Source organism: Stieleria bergensis, assembly GCA_007745635.1.
Lineage (GTDB): Bacteria > Planctomycetota > Planctomycetia > Pirellulales > Pirellulaceae > Stieleria > Stieleria bergensis.
The window spans coordinates 5267473-5285281 of the sequence record CP036272.1 but is presented as its reverse complement, the minus strand read 5'-3'; the positions used below and the strand labels follow the sequence as shown (position 1 = coordinate 5285281).

At 56.3% G+C, this 17809-nt stretch carries 13 protein-coding genes and 1 tRNA gene; 4 read left to right on the top strand and 10 right to left on the bottom strand.

Going from position 1 to position 17809, the window contains the following annotated elements; all coding sequences use genetic code 11:
- The first annotated feature begins 281 nt into the window (after positions 1-281).
- Positions 282-914: a hypothetical protein gene (locus SV7mr_RS18555; RefSeq protein ID WP_419187588.1), complete on the top strand. Its 633-nt coding sequence runs from the start codon at positions 282-284 to the stop codon at positions 912-914.
- A gap of 19 nt (positions 915-933) precedes the next feature.
- On the opposite strand, the gene SV7mr_RS18550 is transcribed toward SV7mr_RS18555, so the two are convergent.
- The 3 genes from SV7mr_RS18550 to SV7mr_RS18540 all read right to left on the bottom strand — a co-directional run bounded on the left by SV7mr_RS18550 (position 934) and on the right by SV7mr_RS18540 (position 6363).
- Positions 934-3153: a site-2 protease family protein gene (locus SV7mr_RS18550; protein ID WP_145275537.1), complete on the bottom strand. Its 2220-nt coding sequence runs from the start codon at positions 3151-3153 to the stop codon at positions 934-936.
- A gap of 31 nt (positions 3154-3184) precedes the next feature.
- Positions 3185-4090, bottom strand: coding sequence for an efflux RND transporter periplasmic adaptor subunit (locus SV7mr_RS18545; protein WP_145275535.1), 906 nt, complete (start codon positions 4088-4090; stop codon positions 3185-3187).
- A gap of 86 nt (positions 4091-4176) precedes the next feature.
- The gene (locus SV7mr_RS18540; RefSeq protein WP_145275533.1) at positions 4177-6363 is read right to left on the bottom strand and encodes an efflux RND transporter periplasmic adaptor subunit; all 2187 of its coding nucleotides are present in this window, start codon (positions 6361-6363) and stop codon (positions 4177-4179) included.
- 371 nt (positions 6364-6734) lie between these two features.
- On the opposite strand from SV7mr_RS18540, the gene SV7mr_RS18535 reads away from it, so the two are divergent.
- Complete coding sequence (locus tag SV7mr_RS18535; protein ID WP_145275531.1) at positions 6735-8786, top strand: TolC family protein; 2052 nt, start codon at positions 6735-6737, stop codon at positions 8784-8786.
- 113 nt (positions 8787-8899) lie between these two features.
- On the opposite strand, the gene SV7mr_RS18530 is transcribed toward SV7mr_RS18535, so the two are convergent.
- Positions 8900-11806, bottom strand: a complete 2907-nt coding sequence (locus SV7mr_RS18530; protein WP_145275529.1) for a hypothetical protein — start codon at positions 11804-11806, stop codon at positions 8900-8902.
- A 346-nt stretch (positions 11807-12152) separates the two neighbouring features.
- On the opposite strand from SV7mr_RS18530, the gene argH reads away from it, so the two are divergent.
- Both argH and SV7mr_RS18520 read left to right on the top strand, forming a co-directional pair.
- Positions 12153-13529 (top strand): argininosuccinate lyase, encoded by a 1377-nt coding sequence (argH, locus tag SV7mr_RS18525; RefSeq protein ID WP_145278627.1) that lies wholly within the window; start codon positions 12153-12155, stop codon positions 13527-13529.
- A 194-nt stretch (positions 13530-13723) separates the two neighbouring features.
- Positions 13724-13797: transfer RNA gene (locus SV7mr_RS18520), tRNA-Arg, on the top strand.
- Positions 13798-14077: 280 nt separating this feature from the next.
- Here the strand turns inward: SV7mr_RS18520 and SV7mr_RS18515 are convergent.
- The 6 genes from SV7mr_RS18515 to SV7mr_RS18495 form a co-directional block, all read right to left on the bottom strand.
- A complete protein-coding gene (locus SV7mr_RS18515) occupies positions 14078-14302 on the bottom strand; it encodes a DUF4314 domain-containing protein (protein WP_145275527.1) in 225 nt (74 codons plus the stop codon).
- 212 nt (positions 14303-14514) lie between these two features.
- Positions 14515-14766, bottom strand: a complete 252-nt coding sequence (locus SV7mr_RS18510) for a hypothetical protein (protein ID WP_145275525.1) — start codon at positions 14764-14766, stop codon at positions 14515-14517.
- A 305-nt stretch (positions 14767-15071) separates the two neighbouring features.
- A complete protein-coding gene (locus SV7mr_RS25575; protein WP_184307566.1) occupies positions 15072-15233 on the bottom strand; it encodes a hypothetical protein in 162 nt (53 codons plus the stop codon).
- A 73-nt stretch (positions 15234-15306) separates the two neighbouring features.
- The gene (locus SV7mr_RS18505; RefSeq protein WP_145275523.1) at positions 15307-15732 is read right to left on the bottom strand and encodes a hypothetical protein; all 426 of its coding nucleotides are present in this window, start codon (positions 15730-15732) and stop codon (positions 15307-15309) included.
- Positions 15729-17267, bottom strand: a complete 1539-nt coding sequence (locus SV7mr_RS18500) for a recombinase family protein (protein WP_145275521.1) — start codon at positions 17265-17267, stop codon at positions 15729-15731. Before SV7mr_RS18500 ends, SV7mr_RS18505 begins: the two co-directional genes overlap by 4 nt.
- On the bottom strand, positions 17264-17758 hold the full coding sequence (locus tag SV7mr_RS18495) for a DUF2924 domain-containing protein (RefSeq protein ID WP_145275519.1): 495 nt from the start codon (positions 17756-17758) through the stop codon (positions 17264-17266). The genes SV7mr_RS18500 and SV7mr_RS18495 overlap by 4 nt, the downstream gene beginning before the upstream one ends.
- Positions 17759-17809: the final 51 nt, after the last annotated feature.

The following is a 17809-nucleotide window of genomic DNA, read 5'->3' as shown; positions in this document are numbered from 1 at the left end:
ATCGAAACACAATTTGACCTGTCGATCCATCGCTAGGCGCAAACGATTGTTTTATGTTCGACTTCTTGGGGGTGTTTTCCTGATAGGCGGAGTTGGGTATTCCCGGAGGATGACGGAATCCCGTTAACCATGACGCCTGTAACGATTGTGCCTGTTTGCGCTGTCATGACTGAAAACGGGACCTCACCAATGTTTCCCCTCATCAGCTGCCGAAACTGTCCCTGGTGTGCTCCGTTCTAGCAACCGAGAGACTCACGATCCCAGTTGCCTCAGCAAGCAAGATGAAGTCAAACATGAATGCGTTTCACTTTCCATTGGTAGCGTCGATCTTGTTTCTTGGGTTGGCAACGCAAGCACGCCACTTAGCCACAGCCCAGCAGCCACAGCTGGTTGAGGCTCCAGTGATGGACGTGGCGGACGAAGAGATTCAGACACCGGCTCCCCAGTGGGGTTCTTCGCCGCTGGTGACCCCGCGCGACATTCGCCACTTCACATCGACCAATGTGATCCAAGAGGAATCGTCGTCACCGGAAAGTGATTGGCTGGACATCCGTCCCCGTTCGATCGACGGAGAGACCAATGGGCTGGTCACTAAAAATCTGCCTCAGGATAGAAGCGGCATGCCCGAGGGAATGTTGCATGGCATGCCGACGCGAACGTATCGCACCGAGTTGACCATGAGCAGCTATTGGCATGGAGCCAGGTTCTGTCATCGTCCGTTGCGATTCGAAGATCCCGCCTTGGAACGCTATGGCCGCTGCGGTGAAGGGTACTTGGGGCACTTTCCCGTCTTGCGTTCAACGGGCCTCTTCATGGCACAGTCAGCGTTGCTGCCGGTCGGTTTGGCTCTTAAGCCACCAAACAAGCACGTGTGGAGCGGACCACATCGCCCGATTCTGTATTGGCTTGAATAACGCCCGCGGTTGCCGGCATTCAGTTGAGCGGACGGAACACTTTCGAGAAGGCTCGGACGGATTTCTGCCAGAGCGTTTGCGAAGACACGGTGACGCTCGCTTCGGCAATCGCTCCGGTGACCATGCTTGCCGGCGATGAATCCAAGTCCACTGTCGCGCGATAGATCGTTTGCCGCAGACCACCGGTCTTGTCGGGTTCAAAAGTCAGTGGATCCTTTAAAACCAAACGATCAGGGATCTCATCGAGGCGTGTTTGTGCGACTTGTCGAATCACTCCCCAGGCCGTGTCGGACGTTCCCGTGTCAATGGAAAGCTTGACCGTTTGGCCTGGGGTAATCTGTGCCGCGTCCGACTGATCAAAGTAGATTTCAACCTGAAACTGGCCAGCCGGTCCGACCGAACAAAAGTGTTCGCGTCGTTCCAATGTGGCTCCTAGGTTTGCCTTGTCCAGCGGTGTGCCAAACCAGTTTCCCAACTGGTCGGTCGCAGTCTGTTTCAAATCGTGAAATTGTTGCAGCCTTCGGGGCGGCGGAATCACGATGCCGTCAATGGGAGCCGTTAGAGTCAAGTCGGCATGATCTTGCTCCAGTTGCGACAATCGCTTGCGATAATCAGCCAGGACCTGGCGGGCTTGCGGAATCTGGGCGGCTAATTCAGGGTCACCACCGCGCAGGGATTCAAGGGCGGCCACCCGGACCTCTTGGGCCAATGCCCGCTCCTTGGCTTCGACCACTTGGCGGCGTAACTCTCGATTTTGCAGCGACGCTAGCCGATCGCCTGCTTGGACCGGGTCACCTGGCGCAACATGGATCTGCCACAATCGTCCCGGCATCGTGACATAAAGGTGCCGTGCATCATGGGGCTGGATCAAGGCAACCGTCTGCAGTCGGGTCGGTAGCGGCAAGAAACAGACCACGGCAATCACGACGCCCATGCCAATCGCGGTCAGCAATAAATGGCCGCTGCGAAAACGTTTCCACATTCCGGGGGTGCTCACGATTGATTTGAGATGATTGATCGGACCGGTCGCCATACCAAGCAACAGCATCAGGGCAAATAACTTGGCCCAACCGGTCGCGTCATAGCGTTCGCAAAAACGATAAAACAAATACAGAATGGTGGTCACAACCACCACGCGATAGACCAGCGAGGCGATCGCATAAAGTAACAGCCAAACCGTTTTGATCCGCGTTCGTGGCTTTGTTTGTGACTTGATGCCCAGCAACCATCGGCCGCAGTAATGCTGCAGCATGCGGCGCGAATCCTGCCAGAGGTTTGGAGCCTGTAACCAGTCCGACAGAATGTAATAGCCATCGTAACGAAGCAATGGATTGCCGTTTAACAGCACCGTTCCAATGGAACAGATCAAAACCACATTGAAGCAAATCGTGTTCAAAAGCCCAGGCTGTGTGTACCACCAAAGGATCGTGCACAGCGCTGCTAGGACAAGTTCGACAAGGATGCCTGCAGCACCAATCGCAATCCGCTGCCAGCGGTTGGACAGTTTCCATGAATCCGTCACGTTGCAGTACAGGCACGGTGTGAAGACCAAGAGCATCACGCCAATTTCATGGCAGTGGCCACGGAAATGTCGGCAGGTATAGGCGTGTCCCAGTTCATGAAGCACTTTGGTGACGGCCAACGCAGCAGCCATCAGCACGACGTTGCCCGGACTGCTTAACGCCTGGAAATCCGGCAACCGTGCAAGCATGTCCGACAGGTTGAAAACGACCAACATCAAGGCAAGTGTCAGGACGCCCAGCACTACCGCCAATCCGCTAAGCGAGAAAAATCCCGCCACGGCATTCGACGTGCGGTCAAGGAACTTGGTCGGATCGATCCCCGGGAAACGGATCGCCAGTGGATTGGCCAGCATCGCCAGTCGTTCCCTGCAACGCACGTCGCGATGACGTTCCAACAAGCGATCGCCTTGATGATTTGCATCCGCAATCACCAGCCCATCACGATGCAGTGTGCTCAAAAAGTGCTGTAAATGGTGGCTCGAAATCTTGCGTGGTGTGAAACGCTGTTCAAAGAGTTGCTTGAGGTCCGACAGACGCCGGGTCCCGTCCAGCCACTGCAGGACCTGATACTCCTCGTGACGCAATTCAAAGTATCGCAGTGCAATCGGATCCTTGACCACCCAGATCTTTTCACCGCGTCGTTGCTGCGCAGTGACTTCCAGGTCCACGCGTCGGCGTAGATGGATGGCGGACTCGGTAGGCACAGCGATGGACATCGGTGTTGAAAAATCCCTTTGTCGGCAAGGATCAGGGAATCTTGATCGTGATCTCTGCTGCAACGCCCGGACGCATGCGTCCATCTGAATTGTCGAATTCAGCCCAGACCATGACCTCTCGATTCACGGGATCGACGATGCGGCTGACAAAGGAGATGTTACCGGTGCAAGTGACTTTCTTGTTCTTCAACAGACTTTCGATGGTGACCTCGACGCCTTGCAGGTCTTGAGACACTTTGTCCGCGTCAATAAAGCCCTGGACTCGCAGTCGATCTGTACGCACCAAGTGCATGATCACGTCGCCTGGTTTAACCCACTCGCCACGATGACGCATGGTGGCAACCACTTCACCGCTGAGAGGTGACTTGAGTTTGCGTAACTCAACCTTGCGTGCCGCAACGTCGACAGCGTTCTTTGCCAGGTCGCGGCGCAGCGCGGTTTGCGAGACATCTCGTTCGGCCTGCCGTAGCTCTGCAGCTGCGGTTGCCATTGCGAGTTCAGCTTGATCGATCTCGGTTAACGAAACGCTCTTGGGTTCATTGATGTCGATCTGCTTCAGTCGTTGGAACAGGACGGTGTTGATGCGCAGTTTGGTTTCTGCCGCCTCAATCGGGATGCGATTGGTTGCTTCATGTTCTGCGATGGATAGTTGCAGCTTGGCGCGCTGGAGCTCAAGTTGCATTTCCGAGTCATCAATCTTGCCCAGCGTGTCTCCCTCCGAGACGACTTGGCCTTCATGGACCAACAACTCGGTCAAAGGGCCTTCTGACTGGGCCGGGACTTGAACTTCATCAATGATCTGTATCAGGGCCTTTTTGACCGTGATGACCTCTGCAGACGTTGCTTGGGCGAGCACAACCGAAACCTGGCTGAGAACAACGATCACCAGGATCAGCTTGGCCATGTTTTGCTTCAGGCAATGGAGTGATGTTTGCATGGAATCGTGACTCGATGAGGGATGGTTGATGGGATTTCTGGCGTGGCGGTCAAGGAAACGCGGTGCCCTGAAAGGACATCTAGCGGTCAGAACAGTTCGCGACGGATCGAAAGCCAGATGTCGTGTGTCCAAACGTACCAGAGTGATTTCCGTCCACAGTTCACTTTGGCTTCGACGGTGGTCCCGGGACGCAATTGCTTGACCGTCGCTGGAGGTACGGTCAAGGTGACCTTGGTGACCGCCTGTCCATCAACGACTTCCGAACGCAAGCCGATCCGCGACACCGTGGTCTGCGTGACAGACCCATCGCCGGGCGAGACCGTGAACTGTGCCGTCAGCGCTGTTTCACTGGCCGCTTGTGCATCCAACAGGTGTCCAATCTGATGGTCGGGGATCAGCAATTCAATTTCCCAGGCCTCAGCAAGATTCGCTACGCTCAGCAGGCGTTGGCCGCGGGTGACCGGGCGATCAGCCAATAACTGATCCGGGTCCCAGGTTAACACGCGGCCGCTAATCGGGCTGGTCAGCATGAGTTCAGCAATCTGCTGATTGACCAGTTCAATCTGCGCCTGCAAGCTGCTGCGTCGCTCCAGGAGTTCTTGCTCCTCTGCGGCTAAGCGGCCCGAATTGCGATCCGTTGGCCGTTGTTGCAGACGCTGAACACGTTCAGAACTGACGGCCAATAATTGCTTTTCAGCCGCCCGGTCTTCACCAAGCAATCGTTGCAGTTCCTGTTCCAGTGGCGGACTGCGCATCTCGATCAGCTTTTGGTTGCGTGTCACGTTTTGCGTGGCTTGATCAATCAATACCTTAAAGACACTGGCGTCGCTGGGGGCGAACACGTGGCTGATCTTGGTTGGCTGTGCGTTGCCAACACTGCGCACTTGGTGCGTGATTGGAACCATGCCACAGATCACAATCAACACACCCACCGCCAGCAACCACTTCCACAGGACGCGGCGTTTGTTTTCACCTAGCTGTGAGGCGTACTTTTTCGAAAACCGATGCAGTGGAATCGCTTGGAACTGCAAGGCGTTGCGGATCGCAGAACTGGCCACCGCCGTCAACTGCAACATGCGCGTTTCCGTGTCCGGAGCATCCAGGCCCTTGTGTCGCCGGACCCAGCCTGCATTCGGTTCGGCTTGCTGCGAATCAATCGCATCCAGGTCCTCCAGGATCAATAATCCAACACAGTGCTGCGGTGAATCGGCTTGGTTGCTTCGCTGGGCGTCTTCCGATGAGTTCCCAGAGACAGGCCCCGATGCGGCGTCTTCGGTGTCTGTCCATGGCAGCAAGGGAATGACGTCAACATTGCGGCTATGAGACTGGTCCAGGAATTCGCAAAGCGGAGTTTCCAGCTGGGGTGGCAGTGCCTCCGTGCTGCCGCGATAGCGAAGCCACTGTCCGGAGATCGCTACCGCGTCTGACAACGATTGCATGGCCACAACCAACGCTGAACGTGAATCAACGGTGTCAATACCACTGATCGCGGCGACTTGCCAATCACTGCCTCGTGGGACCACCACGCTGACTCGATCGCAACCCACAAAGACTCGCCCATCGCAGGCAATCTGATAAGCCGTCCGTTCTAAGTCCAAGCTGCCGTGCGCTGACTGTGTCAGCGATTCATACAGCCGCCACTGATGGTTGCTTCGCGTCAGTTCTAGCACTTGATGGCGACGCAGAAAAACTTCGGTTTGATCTGCGATCAACGCCAGCAATTGTTGATTGCCCGCCAAGGCGTCCGAGGGCAGATCGGCATCTTGCAAAAACTCCAGGGCACCAATGCGATGGCCATCAAGCTGAATCGCAACGGCGATGCGAAGAATCCCGGTCGCACGGGAACCACGCTGCGCTGTGAACGGGATTTCAGTGGTTTGCCGGATCGACAATTCGGTCGGCCCATCGGATTGCAAGAGCTGGCTGGCAACCGAGTGATCGTTCCAGAGGCCAGTCTCCACCTGATGACCCGCTGCATCGAAGCAAGCCGTCAGCACGGGCTGTCCGTCGATTGAGGTCGACCACCATAGCGCGCCACGACCATCGATCAAGCCAATGGCCGCCGGCAGACATCCACGCGCGAATTCAATGACGGTGGAACAGTTGGTACTCAGTTCAGCAAGCTGGCCGACAAAGCCTTGGATTTGGTCCCAGTCCGAATCCTGATGAGGGTGATCAGGGTGGCCCTGTTGAGTCGTCGGCGATGCTGCGTTGGATTTCGAAGCTGGCGCTGCGTTGGATTTCGAAGCTGGCGCTGGGGGACCATTGTCCATTGATCGGTTGCTCTGGTTTCAACGGGTCTGGCTGCAGTTGCCTGCTGATTGAAACGGAGTCGTTGGACCACTCCGCCGTTGAAATCAACTCGGCAATTCCACGGTGCGAACTGGCAGGGAAAGTGCAAAAACCGCTCGCCAATCAACCGTCGCGTTAATTGCAGGCAATTGGGTTATCTCGGTCGTTGTCCCAGTCGCCCAGTAGGGTCTGGCAAAATAGGCGGACTGTTCAGGTTACAGCGATTCTACCAAAACCAACGATTTTATCGAAAACAGCAAACATTCAGGAGGGGAATCTGCCGACAAACTTCTTGGGGCTGTCATCGTATCACTGAACTATCCATTCACGCTACAGAACTGAACGACTTTCGATGGCGCGCAAACACGCAAAGCCCTGGATTTTCGCACTGCTGACGGTCATTGCCGTCGGTGGCTGTGCTTCGAAGGTCAAGATCGCTGATTCTTCTCTTCAGCGCATCTTGTCATCTCAAGCGGTGAAGCGAGATTCAGGTCAACGAACAACCCAAACCACCATCACTTCGATTCCTGAGGGATCGCAGCCGTTTACGGTCACGGGCAGCCAGTCCGCAAACTGGAAGCCCCCGCAGCGGTGGTCGTTGACCATTGATGAAGCGGTCCAGATCGCATTGTCCAACAGCACGGTGCTGCGAGATCTGGGAGCTCGAGTGATTCAAACTCCCGGGCTGACGCCAACAATCTACGGGCCAGCCATTCAGGCGACCAATCCCACCGGCGGTGTGGAAGCGGCTCTGAGTGCGTTTGACGCTCAAGTCGATGGCGAGCTTGTTTACGAAGACAATGACCGAGTTCTGAACAACGAGTTCATTGGTGGTGGCGTCAACTTCTATCGCCAACAGCTGACCTCGTTCGAAAACAGTCTTAGCAAACGCACCGCACTGGGGACTCAGTACACCCTGCGGCACATCTGGGAAGGTGACTTAAACAACGCCGATCGCAACCTGTTGCCCGGCCGAGCCTGGGCATGGAACTTTGAGGCCGAAGTCAGCCAGCCACTGTTGCAAGGCCGTGGAGCGGATTTCAACCGCATCGCAGGACCGAACAGCATCCCCGGAACTTATAGCGGTGTCGTCATTGCTCGCTTGAATGCGGATGTGACCGTGACGCAACTCGAGATCGCGTTGCGAGATTTCTTGACGGACGTCGAGAACGCGTACTGGGATTTGCACTTCGCCTATCAAGATTTGGAAATCAAAAAGTCCGCTCGTGACCGCAGCCTGAACACTTATCAACTGCTCAAGGCACGCGAAGGGCTGTTGATGGGAGCCGAAAAAGACAAAGTGGCTCAAGCCAGGGAACAGTACTTCCGCTTTGAGCAAGACGTTCAAGACGCGCTGGCAGGACGCTTGGTCACCGGCACTCGAGCCTTTAACGGCAGTGCAGGCGGGACCTTTCAAGGCGTTGGCGGTGTTTATGTCAGCGAGCGTCGACTGCGGATGATCATGGGCTTGCCGATCAATGATGGTCGCTTGATCAATCCCTCCAGCGGTCCCTCCCTGGCCCCGATTGCCTATGACTGGGACGACTTGGTTACCAAGGGCTTAACACGCCGTACCGAACTTCGCAAGCAGCGATTGATCGTGGACAAATCATTGCATGAGCTCAATGCGAGTCGCAATTTCCTGTTGCCACGGTTGGACATTGTTGGACGTTATCGCTTTCGAGCCTTGGGCGATGGACTCTACGATCATCGCGTTGATTTCAACGGCGACCCCGTCGGCACGGGAACGCACGAGTGGATGGCAGGTCTGTCTTACAACTATGCCGTTGGCATGCGACAAGCGAACTCCGCCGTTCGAAACGCTCAGCTGACTTTGTCTCGCGAACGAGCCATGCTAGGTGAATTGGAACGCCAGGTTGTCTTTGGTGTCAGCAACGCCGTCGCTGAAACCGACCGCGCCTTTTCGATTCTACGCACCGCTCTGAACCGCGAAGACGCCGCCCGCGAACAGTACGACATCCTTTCCGGTCAGGCTCAAGAAGCCGCACGGCAGTTTGATTTCAATTCGCTGTTGGACTCCGAACGACGCTTGGCGGACGCTTCCAACGCCGTTGCCCGTGCTCAAGTGCAATATGCCTTGTCCGTCAAGAACCTGAACTTCGAAACAGGGACGCTGATGGAGTTCTACAATATCCACATGTCAGATCGAATGAATGAAGATCGCAATGTGATCTTGCCCACCGGCGGCACCCCAACGATCAGCGTGCCAACGCAAGAATTGATCTCGACGGAGTCTGGAGAGGTGTCTGTCTTGCAGACGCCGGACTCGATCGACTTGGGAAACGGGGCGGTTGGTTCCGGTGACACGCCTGATCCACAGCTGAAACTGGAACAGGGCGAGCAAGTCGTTCCCGGTTCGATCATCTGGGAAGAGAACCAGTAAGCTGGCAATCGCAGTAAGCTGGCAATCGCAGTCGGCTGGCAATCACATGAGTCCCGCAAGACAGGACGCCACCGAGCCGGTGTTGCGCCGCTCATGTCGCTGCGTTTCGACGCTTATTCGCGATTCTCTTTCTGAAGGCTCTGGGCGTTTTTCTTGGTTTCTGCCTCGACCTCTTGTTCTCTGGCGACGACCAGTTCAAGGTTTGCCACCATGCGATCCGAATACTGGGTGGCACTGAAGTTGCCGCCGCGAAACCAGATCAGTAACGGTGACAGATAGTCTTTGGGGGCCAGTTCTGGGGCGGCGGGACCGTACCAAGCGGTGCTAAACCATCGGCCAGTGTTGGAGTCGAATTCGAATTCACCGCCGAGGCCGCATTGGATGGGAGCACCCATGATCTTTTCCGCGAACAGCAAGGTCTCGTCCGGCGGAAGATGCAGTGTGTCCACCATCAAGTTCAAAAAACGAGCGGTGTTGCGACTGGCCTGCGCAGCACGTTGATAGAGCAACTGGTTGACCCAACCTTCGAGTTGGCTGCCGTACAAACTGCCGACTCTCCCACGCACCGTGGCCATGTCTTCAGCTTCGGTGGCTTCCAGGTAGGGCAGTGTCGATCGCAGCACGTCTTGTTGAAACGAAAGCACGCTGAATCCTCCATCGGTATAGCGATACAAACCGCCGATGAGGCGATACATGCCACCACCGATTGGGCGTCCTTTGCCAAGGTTTAGCGGCAATCGATCCAGCGCCCCCGGTTGTGGCCAAGCACCCAAATAGGCAGGCAATTGACGCAGCGCCATGTACGTCCGAAAAATGCCGTCAAAGTCCTCGGGCATCGGAGGATAAGAGTCTTTGATTCCCATGAACAAATGGGTCGCCGGACCGAGCGCCTCGCTGGCAACGTGAGCCTGGACAGAAACCAGGTCATCCGGCGCTGCGGAAAACTTCACGCGCGTCGGCGGCCCGAGTTGCTTGCTGATCTTGCCGTACTTATCCGGCACCAATGGGGCGATCTCAGCGTGGATCGAAAGTTGTTCCAGTTGCGGGTGGCCGGCAACGTCGGAACGTTTGATCGCCAAGATCAAAGGATCCAATTGGGGAAACGCTCGCGAGTATTGATCGGCAATCTGTCGATACCACGCTGCCTCTTCGGGAGTCACTCGATCGATCTGAACATCTGCGATGGGCAGGAAGTGTCCTCGGGCGCCTCGCATCGTGTCCACCACGTCGTCGCCCACGCCAAACACTCCGCTGCCATCGGCACGGGTGCCAAACGAGATCGGTAAGTAACCGTTTTCGATCAAGGTCTCCAGCCCCAGTGGACCGTCCGCTGATGGTGGAATCAGCCCCTCGGCCCGAGCCATTTGGCGAGCCAGATAAACCAAGGCAACGTCGCTTTGAGCAGCAATCCGCCGCCGCAGCTCGATCATTGTTTTGGGGGCCAGTAACCCTTGCAACATCTCGGTTGGAAAGTAAGCAAAGATCGTGTCCTTGCGAGACTCAGGGACCAGCGTTCGCGAAAGACGAAACTGATCCGTGCTGGCCAGTGACTTCTTGTCATCACCCACTGCAAAGAATCGTTTGACCAGCGTTTCGCTGTTGGTAATAAAGAAGTAGCCGTCGTCTTCAGCCATAAAGGAACGCAGGCGATGATCGGGAGTGCTTAAAAACGAAACGGTCTTTCCGGCGATTTTGACATCCTTCAATGTCGCTTCATCATCCGCGTTGGCCTTCGCTTTGCGCTCGGAATTCATCGAAGAACGCAGCAGGAATGCGTTGGCGGATTGAATCAACACCCCCATCGAAGCGCCATCGTTGGTGAAAATGTCAGTGCCGATGACCGCTTGGTCGGTGACCACGGTGGGGCCAAACATGCGCGTCATTTGATTCAGTTCGACAGCAATCTGTTCTTCAAATAGTCGCGTCCCCAAATTCTTGACAACGGATAGCGAAACCATGCGGCCGATGTCCCCGCCATACTCTTTGCTCAAATCTGCGAACCAGAGGTAGTTTTCAAACGATCCAAATCGCAAGTAATAACATTCCGGCGGAACCCGCGTGGCAATCGGTTCGATCTCGATTTGATTCGGCAGGTTTGGCGGTGGAGCCTGACGCCAATTCGGAGGCTGGGGCAGTGGCTGATTGGCTTGTTGGCTTAGCTCAGGGCCTTGGGGCTGATTGTCGTGGCCCAGTCCTGCTGCTGTGCGACGAAAGATCTCGTTGGTGACCGACGGCGATCCAGAAAGGTACTTCAGCGTGTTGAGCAACAGATCGTCCGGCTGGTCTTGGCGAACGAACCACGGCGGCAAGGGAGCTCCCGTGCGCCCGCTTAGCATGGCCACCAAGTAGGATTCAACACGAGGCGGATACTTCGCTTGTTCAATCATCATTTTGGCGTGAGCTTGAAACCCGCTCCACCAAGCGCTCATGCCAACGGCGTGGTCTTGAGCCGAAGTCTGGGGTTTGATTTCGTATTGGCCAATGACTCCTGAAGGATCGCTCAGTTGAAGACGCAGAGGAGCTTCACCGGTGAACAGAAACGACACGCGGCGAGCGATGATCTGAGTCTTGGCGGCATCACGATCGGAGATCTCTTGGATCAAGTTGCCGATCCGACGCAGCAGGCGACCATTGCCAGGTTGTGGCACCGGGGTTTCAGAGGTCGGGGTGATGGGGGTGCGAACGTCGTCGCTGATGCTGTAGAAAATCCGACCAACGGTTTGCCCGTCTTCCTTGATCGATCGCTGCAGGTCTTGGACCAAGATTTTTGGGCCCGGTGCGTCGCTGCGAATCGGGCGCTGCAGCGGATACTCGATGGTGGCAACCCCGTAAGGCTGATTCTGGTCGCCCAAGTAGGCTGCCGCACGAATCGTGTTTGCCGCTGCCGGCGGTTGCGGAGGCTGACCCTCAGCGGAGGGAAGGTGCCCCAGTCGCAGGCCACCGAGAAGACAAACGAAGAGCGCGATCCAGCGCGTCACGGCTGGAAAACTCTTGGGAGCGTGCTGTTGCGAAGCGAGCATGAAGCTACCTTGCGTCGGTGGAAAGGGTTCTGCCGAGCAGCCTGCAGCCTGCAGCCTGCAGCCTGCTGACCAGGATGCAGCTTAGCAGGGACAGTCGGCTCACAGGTGGTCCGTTGGCGCCCAGCCGAACCGCCGGTGTGATTGGTTCAAGTCCGGAAATACGGGCTCTTTTGCACTGCCCGGGTCGTCAGCAAGGCTGATTCAGGCGATACTTTACCCGGTCATTGGATGGTTCGTCCATTCGGGGCGAGGGAAGTCACTCGGCTGCACTCGTTGAGTGTCCGCTGGATGCTTCACCGCTGGCCTCACATTATTCCCTGATTCCTAGCTCGTGGATAGTTACATCGTGGACAGTCCCTCACGCAGTGGCGTTTTTCAAGCCAGTACCGACGCTCGATTGGAAGCCTTTGCTGAATCGATTTCCTTTGACAAACGTCTTTATCGCCAAGACATTCGCGGTTCGATTGCTCACGCTCGCATGTTGCAAGCCAACGGGCTGATCAGTGAGTCAGATTTATCCGCCATCGTCGACACCTTGCAGCAAATCGAGACCGAAATCGAAGCAGGTGACTTCCCGATCCGCTTGGAACTGGAAGATATCCACATGCACATTGAATCCGTCTTGATTGACCGGATCGGTGATGTCGGGCGGAAACTGCATACCGCTCGCAGTCGCAATGATCAGGTTAGCACCGATGCCAGAATGTGGGTGCGTGAATCGATCGATCAGGTTGATGCCCTGTTGTTGGAGCTGCAGCGATCGTTCTTGGGACGCTGCGAAGCGGACATGGATGTGATTCTGCCAGCGTACACGCACTTGCAACGGGCCCAGCCAGTGCTGGCGCCGCACTACTGGTTGGCCTATGTGGAAAAGTTTCAGCGGGATCGGGATCGACTCGCTGACTGTCGCCGCCGCGTGAACCAGTCACCGTTAGGAGTGGCCGCTGTCGCTGGAACAACGTTGCCCATCGATCGCCAGATGACTGCCAACGCGTTGGACTTCGAAGGCGTCACTGCCAACAGCTTGGACACCAGCAGTGACCGTGACTTTATTCTCGAGTCGGCCTTCGTGCTTTCCCTGGTCGCTTCGCATCTTAGCGGTTGGGCTGAAGAATGGATTTTGTGGAGCACCGTTGAGTTTAACTTCATCAAAATGCCGCAACAGTTTTGCACCGGCAGCAGCATCATGCCACAGAAGGTCAATCCAGATACCTTGGAACTGACCCGTGGCAAGTCCGCTCGCGTGATGGGCAATTTGCAAACCTTGATGTTGCTGGTTAAGAATTTGCCGTTGGCGTACAACCGTGACTTGCAAGAAGACAAGCCACCGTTGTTCGATTCCTTTGACACCATCATCGCCATGCTGGAGTTAGCCATTCCCATCGTCGCTGGCAGCCAGCTCCAGCGCCAGGCGATCGCCGCACGCATCGAAGAGGGATACCTTGATGCGACCACATTGATGGAATGGTTGATCAAGAAGGGCATGCCACAACGCACCGCGCACCATGCCGTTGGCGCGATCGTAGGGCAGGCCATGGAGGCCGGTGTTCCACTGGCCGATCTCTCACTGCAAGCCATGCAGCAGCATGCAGCGGAGATCGATGAAAGCATTTTCGAAAGTCTCGGCACCGCCAACGCAGTTGCCGCCTTCACCAGCTATGGCTCGACCGCTCCGGACCAAGTTCGCCAGCAGGTCACCTCTTGGAGCGAACGGTTGAAATAGTTCGCGATCGCCTCGCTCGCAGCCCGTTTCAGCGAGCTAGCAGCTGGTTTTACTCAGCGAAAAGCCCGCGCGAGATTCGCAGAACGCAGCGCATCGGCAGGATTGGCTGCAAAGGCCTCGCAGTTGGGCACAGAAATTAGGATCAAGGCTGGACAAGGCAGCCCGGATCAGGCAAACTTAGGCCCATAGCCAACGCACCCGTAGCTCAACTGGATAGAGCATCGGTCTTCGGAACCGAGGGTTGGGGGTTCGAATCCCTCCGGGTGTACTCTTTTCAATCTGCGAACTGATGTTGCCACGCCGGTTCGTTCAGAGTGCCCAAGCTAACAGCATCACTTTTGCCGCGAAAAATCCACGTCTTTTGCAGTGTTTCCGCAATCGAGAGAGTCTCGGCTATCTCTGGCTAGCCGGCACGGCTGAGCCCTCGAAACCCAAAATTGGCGATTCTCGGCGGAGACTATCGCGCTCTCGCCTTTCAGCCGCGCTCTAAGTTCATTCGCCGTTTGCTTCGGCTCCTGCGAGCCGGACGGCGAAAAATCATGCTCGGGTTAACAGGTTGGAACATCTTTCGGCGACTCGATGCGTTCGACCACGTCGGGTGGAATCGAGAGCATCAACGATCGCCCGTTGTCCCATTCGACGTCAACTTGGGTCCACCCGCTTTGCGGGTACAGCCCCGTGACAGTTCCGGTTGCTCCAATTGGGATTGGGACGGGATCGTCGGTCATCGAGATCAGCCGAACGCGGTCGCCTGACTTGAGTGGTGTCGTCATGGCTGAATTCCTCGTTGGTGGCTTGCTGGGTCTGAATAAAGACCTGGCCCGCTGTCGGCCAGTGTGGTGTGTTTGGTTTGGCTTGGTAGCAGTTTCCTCTCTCACGACAAAACGCCCGCACGTTACCAACGTCGGGCGTTTTCGGCGGCGTTTGGGTTAGAACCCGAGCGGTACTAAAACGTCGGCGTCCATGCCGGCGTTTCGGCTTTCGTTCAAACCACCGCGCCGAGTTCGCTCTTTCGCAGGAGGTCGTACATTTGGTTGAAGATGTAGTGTTCTTCCAAAAGTGGTCCTTCCGTTCCGACGTCCGCGTCGGCGATCTCAAGGGCGTCGGCGAGTGGTTTGAGGTTGTCGGCGATTCGGTAGAAGTCTTCGCGAATGGTTTGGTAGGTGTCCGCGTCGAGCTTCTTCATCGCGATACGAAGCGCGTCTTGGCGGGCGGCGATTTCTTGTGTCTTGGCCATGGTTTGTATCCTGTGCAAAGGTTTGAGTTACATTCGGCCGTTGCGTTCGGACACATGAAGCCATGATCCCGCGGAGAACTCAAGAGAAACTGGCGGCACTCTGCGTCATTTTTGAATCTTTCTGGATGTCCCCCGTGTGCGACACGCACGGCGTGTCGCGTTGTCGCGAAGGATCGGCAAACTGATGCCAGACAAAGAAACGCCGCGGTGGTGGGGCAACGTCGTGGGCCGTGGTCGTTGAAACGAAAAGCCGCGGGGGAACACGGCGAAGAGTGGGCGGTTGGTTGGCACGGCCGTCTTGAATCTCATTCCGTTTGAACCAAGGTGTCGGGCGTTGCGACTTGCATTTGTGATCCGTCGACCATCGGGATGTAGTAACCGCCGATGGTCCGCCGGAGGCTGTCGAATACCTCAACGCCGTTGATTCGATCGCCGGCTTTGATCTCGTGGGCTTTGCGTTGTGTCATGTCGTTTTCGCTTTCCGGGTTGAATCGTGACTTTGAGGGCCGACATACATGGAGCCATGAAACGTTCGGTGAATCAAGTCGATTCGGAGATTTCAATGCAGCATCGTGACATTAACCTCGTCCACATCTTTCGTTGCTCGGTCCAGTCGTGTGTTTTGGCGATCGGGCAGATTTCGCGTTCTAAAATCGCATCGCGACCTTGGACGGTTCGCGGTAGGGCGAGGATTTTTTCTTGGATGTCGGGGGCCAGGTTATCGAGCCACATGATTTGGGACATGCGGGTGGTCGAGATCTGGCCATAGTGGGCCAGTTCGCTTTGGTTGATGATGACGCCGTCGCGGACGAGATCGCGGCAGCGATGCGCGAGGGCGAGTAACCGCGTGATGCGTGGGATTCGGCCGAGCGGTCTGGTGGAAGCTTTGCCGTAGGCGATCGACTTGCTGCCGTTGCGACGAACTTGAACGTGGAACGATTTATTGACGGTGAGCTTGGCGTTCATGCGGGCACCTCCATGCTTTCGGCGGTCAGGCTTTGCATGCCGGTGTCGTGAAAGGTAATGCCGACGTTGCCCTCGACGCCATCGAAGTCGACTCGGTCAACAAGCAACGACGTGAGACGGACTTGTTCACGGGGCTGGATCGTTTGCCATAATTCTTCAAAGCCAGCGAGCAGTCGCCGGACGTCGGCGGTGTCGATAGCTTGGGCGTCGAGCGATTGAAGTTCGCTGGCGATGGCTTTGAGTCGGTCTTCCGCGGTGTCGATTCGTGTTTGCAGTTCGGGCAACCCAGCGACTCGGCCGTTACCTGACACGTTGGCGGCGATGGCTCGCAACTTTTCGTGATCGTTGCGGAGCTGTCGCTGAAGCGTTTTGCGTTCGGCCTCGAGATTATCGCGGAGTTGCTCGGATCGTGATTCGATTTGACCGATCGTTTGGTTGAGCAGGTCTTCGTCGGTGCCGATGGTTTGAATTTGTTCGACAACGAAGCGTTCGATCTCGCCGGCGGGCACCGAGGGAGCCGGGCATTTCGCCCAACCCTCTTGCATCGCTGTGCCGCAAACGTAGTAGCGGTACCGCTTGCTACCTTTGCAGCTGTACGAGTGCGTCATGGGGCGTTCGCAGGCTTTGCACCAGATCAGGCCCTTCAGCAATGCGTTGTGTTTGTTGCGTACGCCCGTGCCGCCAGATTGCCCGTTGGCTTTCAATTGGTTCTGGACGCGGCGGAACAAATCGAGCGGTACGATGCCGTCATGTTCGCCTTCGTGCGTTTCGTCCTTGTAGCGAATCTTGCCAATGTAAGTCACGTTGGTCAGCAACTTGTAAACCGCGTTCTTGGTGAACGCTCGGCCGCCACGGTGATCGCCTTTCTTGGTGACCCATTGTTTGGTCGTCCAACCGCGTTGTCTGAGCTCCTTCATAACCGGCAAGAGTGAGCGATGTTCGACATACAGACTAAATATCTGGCGAACGCGATCAGCTTCGACTTCATCGACGAGCAGTTTTGTTTTTTCGACCGTGTAGCCGAGCAGCGGCATGCCACCGGACCATTTTCCGCGGCGGCGAGAGGCGGCCACTTTGTCACGGATCCGCTCGCTGATCATCTCTCGCTCAAACTGGGCGAACGAGAGCAGAACGTTGAGTACCAACCGGCCCATCGACGTTGATGTATTGAATTGCTGCGTGACGCTGACGAACGAAACTTGGTGCGAATCAAATGTCTCGATGATCCGGGTGAAGTCGAGTAGCGATCGACTGAGCCGGTCGACTTTGTAGACGATGACGCAGTCAACGTTGCCGGCTTCGATGTCGGCCAGTAGTCGTCGCAACGCCGGACGTTCCATGTTACTGCCAGTGAAGCCGCCGTCGTCATAGGACTTGGAGATGACTTCCCAACCCTCGTGCTTTTGCGAAGCGACATAAGCCTCAGCGGCGTCACGCTGAGCATCGAGCGAACTGTACTCTTGTTCGAGTCCTTCTTCGGTGCTCTTGCGGGTGTAGATCGCGCATCGCACGATCGTTTTTGAGTCTTTCTTCATTTGGATTCCTGTTGATCGAGTTTAAAAAACCGGTTGCCGCTCCAGTGCGACCCGGTGATGTGTTTGGCGACGGCGGAAAGCGAACCAAACAGCTCGCCTTCAAATTCAAAACCGTTCCCGGTGACGCGAACGCGAATCTCGCGGCCCTTGTAGACGCGTGTGATCAGCGTTCCTGGCAGCGGCGTTGTCGATGATTGCACACCGGTGGGGAGAACTCGGGTGCGTTTGTCGGCGTCGCTCGACAGCCGCCGCGTGGCCGGCGAAGTGACTCGCAAGTCAGCTCCGTCGGCCAGTTCACGGATGCGATTGATCGCATCCGCCGAAAGACCGCCTTCGACGTTGGCCTGCATCCGCCAAACGATTCGGCGGACCAACCATTTGCGGTTCTTAGCATTGGTCGTTTCGCCAGTCACGGTAGCGAATTGGTCGCGTAGTTCGCCGCAGGTCATCTTCTGCAATCGAGCGACCTCCTTGGCAACATTGAGCTTCATTTGGGACTCCTGGGTTTGCGTGTTTCTGCCGCCGAGACGTTTGGCGGTGTG

Bases quoted from the DNA above. Each gene is read 5' to 3' on its own strand.
- SV7mr_RS18555 (WP_419187588.1), top strand. From the start codon at position 282: ATGAAGTCAAACATGAATGCGTTTCACTTTCCATTGGTAGCGTCGATC.
- SV7mr_RS18550 (WP_145275537.1), bottom strand. From the start codon at position 3,153: ATGTCCATCGCTGTGCCTACCGAGTCCGCCATCCATCTACGCCGACGC.
- SV7mr_RS18545 (WP_145275535.1), bottom strand. From the start codon at position 4,090: ATGCAAACATCACTCCATTGCCTGAAGCAAAACATGGCCAAGCTGATC.
- SV7mr_RS18540 (WP_145275533.1), bottom strand. From the start codon at position 6,363: ATGGACAATGGTCCCCCAGCGCCAGCTTCGAAATCCAACGCAGCGCCA.
- SV7mr_RS18535 (WP_145275531.1), top strand. From the start codon at position 6,735: ATGGCGCGCAAACACGCAAAGCCCTGGATTTTCGCACTGCTGACGGTC.
- SV7mr_RS18530 (WP_145275529.1), bottom strand. From the start codon at position 11,806: ATGCTCGCTTCGCAACAGCACGCTCCCAAGAGTTTTCCAGCCGTGACG.
- SV7mr_RS18515 (WP_145275527.1), bottom strand. From the start codon at position 14,302: ATGACGACACCACTCAAGTCAGGCGACCGCGTTCGGCTGATCTCGATG.
- SV7mr_RS18510 (WP_145275525.1), bottom strand. From the start codon at position 14,766: ATGGCCAAGACACAAGAAATCGCCGCCCGCCAAGACGCGCTTCGTATC.
- SV7mr_RS25575 (WP_184307566.1), bottom strand. From the start codon at position 15,233: ATGACACAACGCAAAGCCCACGAGATCAAAGCCGGCGATCGAATCAAC.
- SV7mr_RS18505 (WP_145275523.1), bottom strand. From the start codon at position 15,732: ATGAACGCCAAGCTCACCGTCAATAAATCGTTCCACGTTCAAGTTCGT.
- SV7mr_RS18500 (WP_145275521.1), bottom strand. From the start codon at position 17,267: ATGAAGAAAGACTCAAAAACGATCGTGCGATGCGCGATCTACACCCGC.
- SV7mr_RS18495 (WP_145275519.1), bottom strand. From the start codon at position 17,758: ATGAAGCTCAATGTTGCCAAGGAGGTCGCTCGATTGCAGAAGATGACC.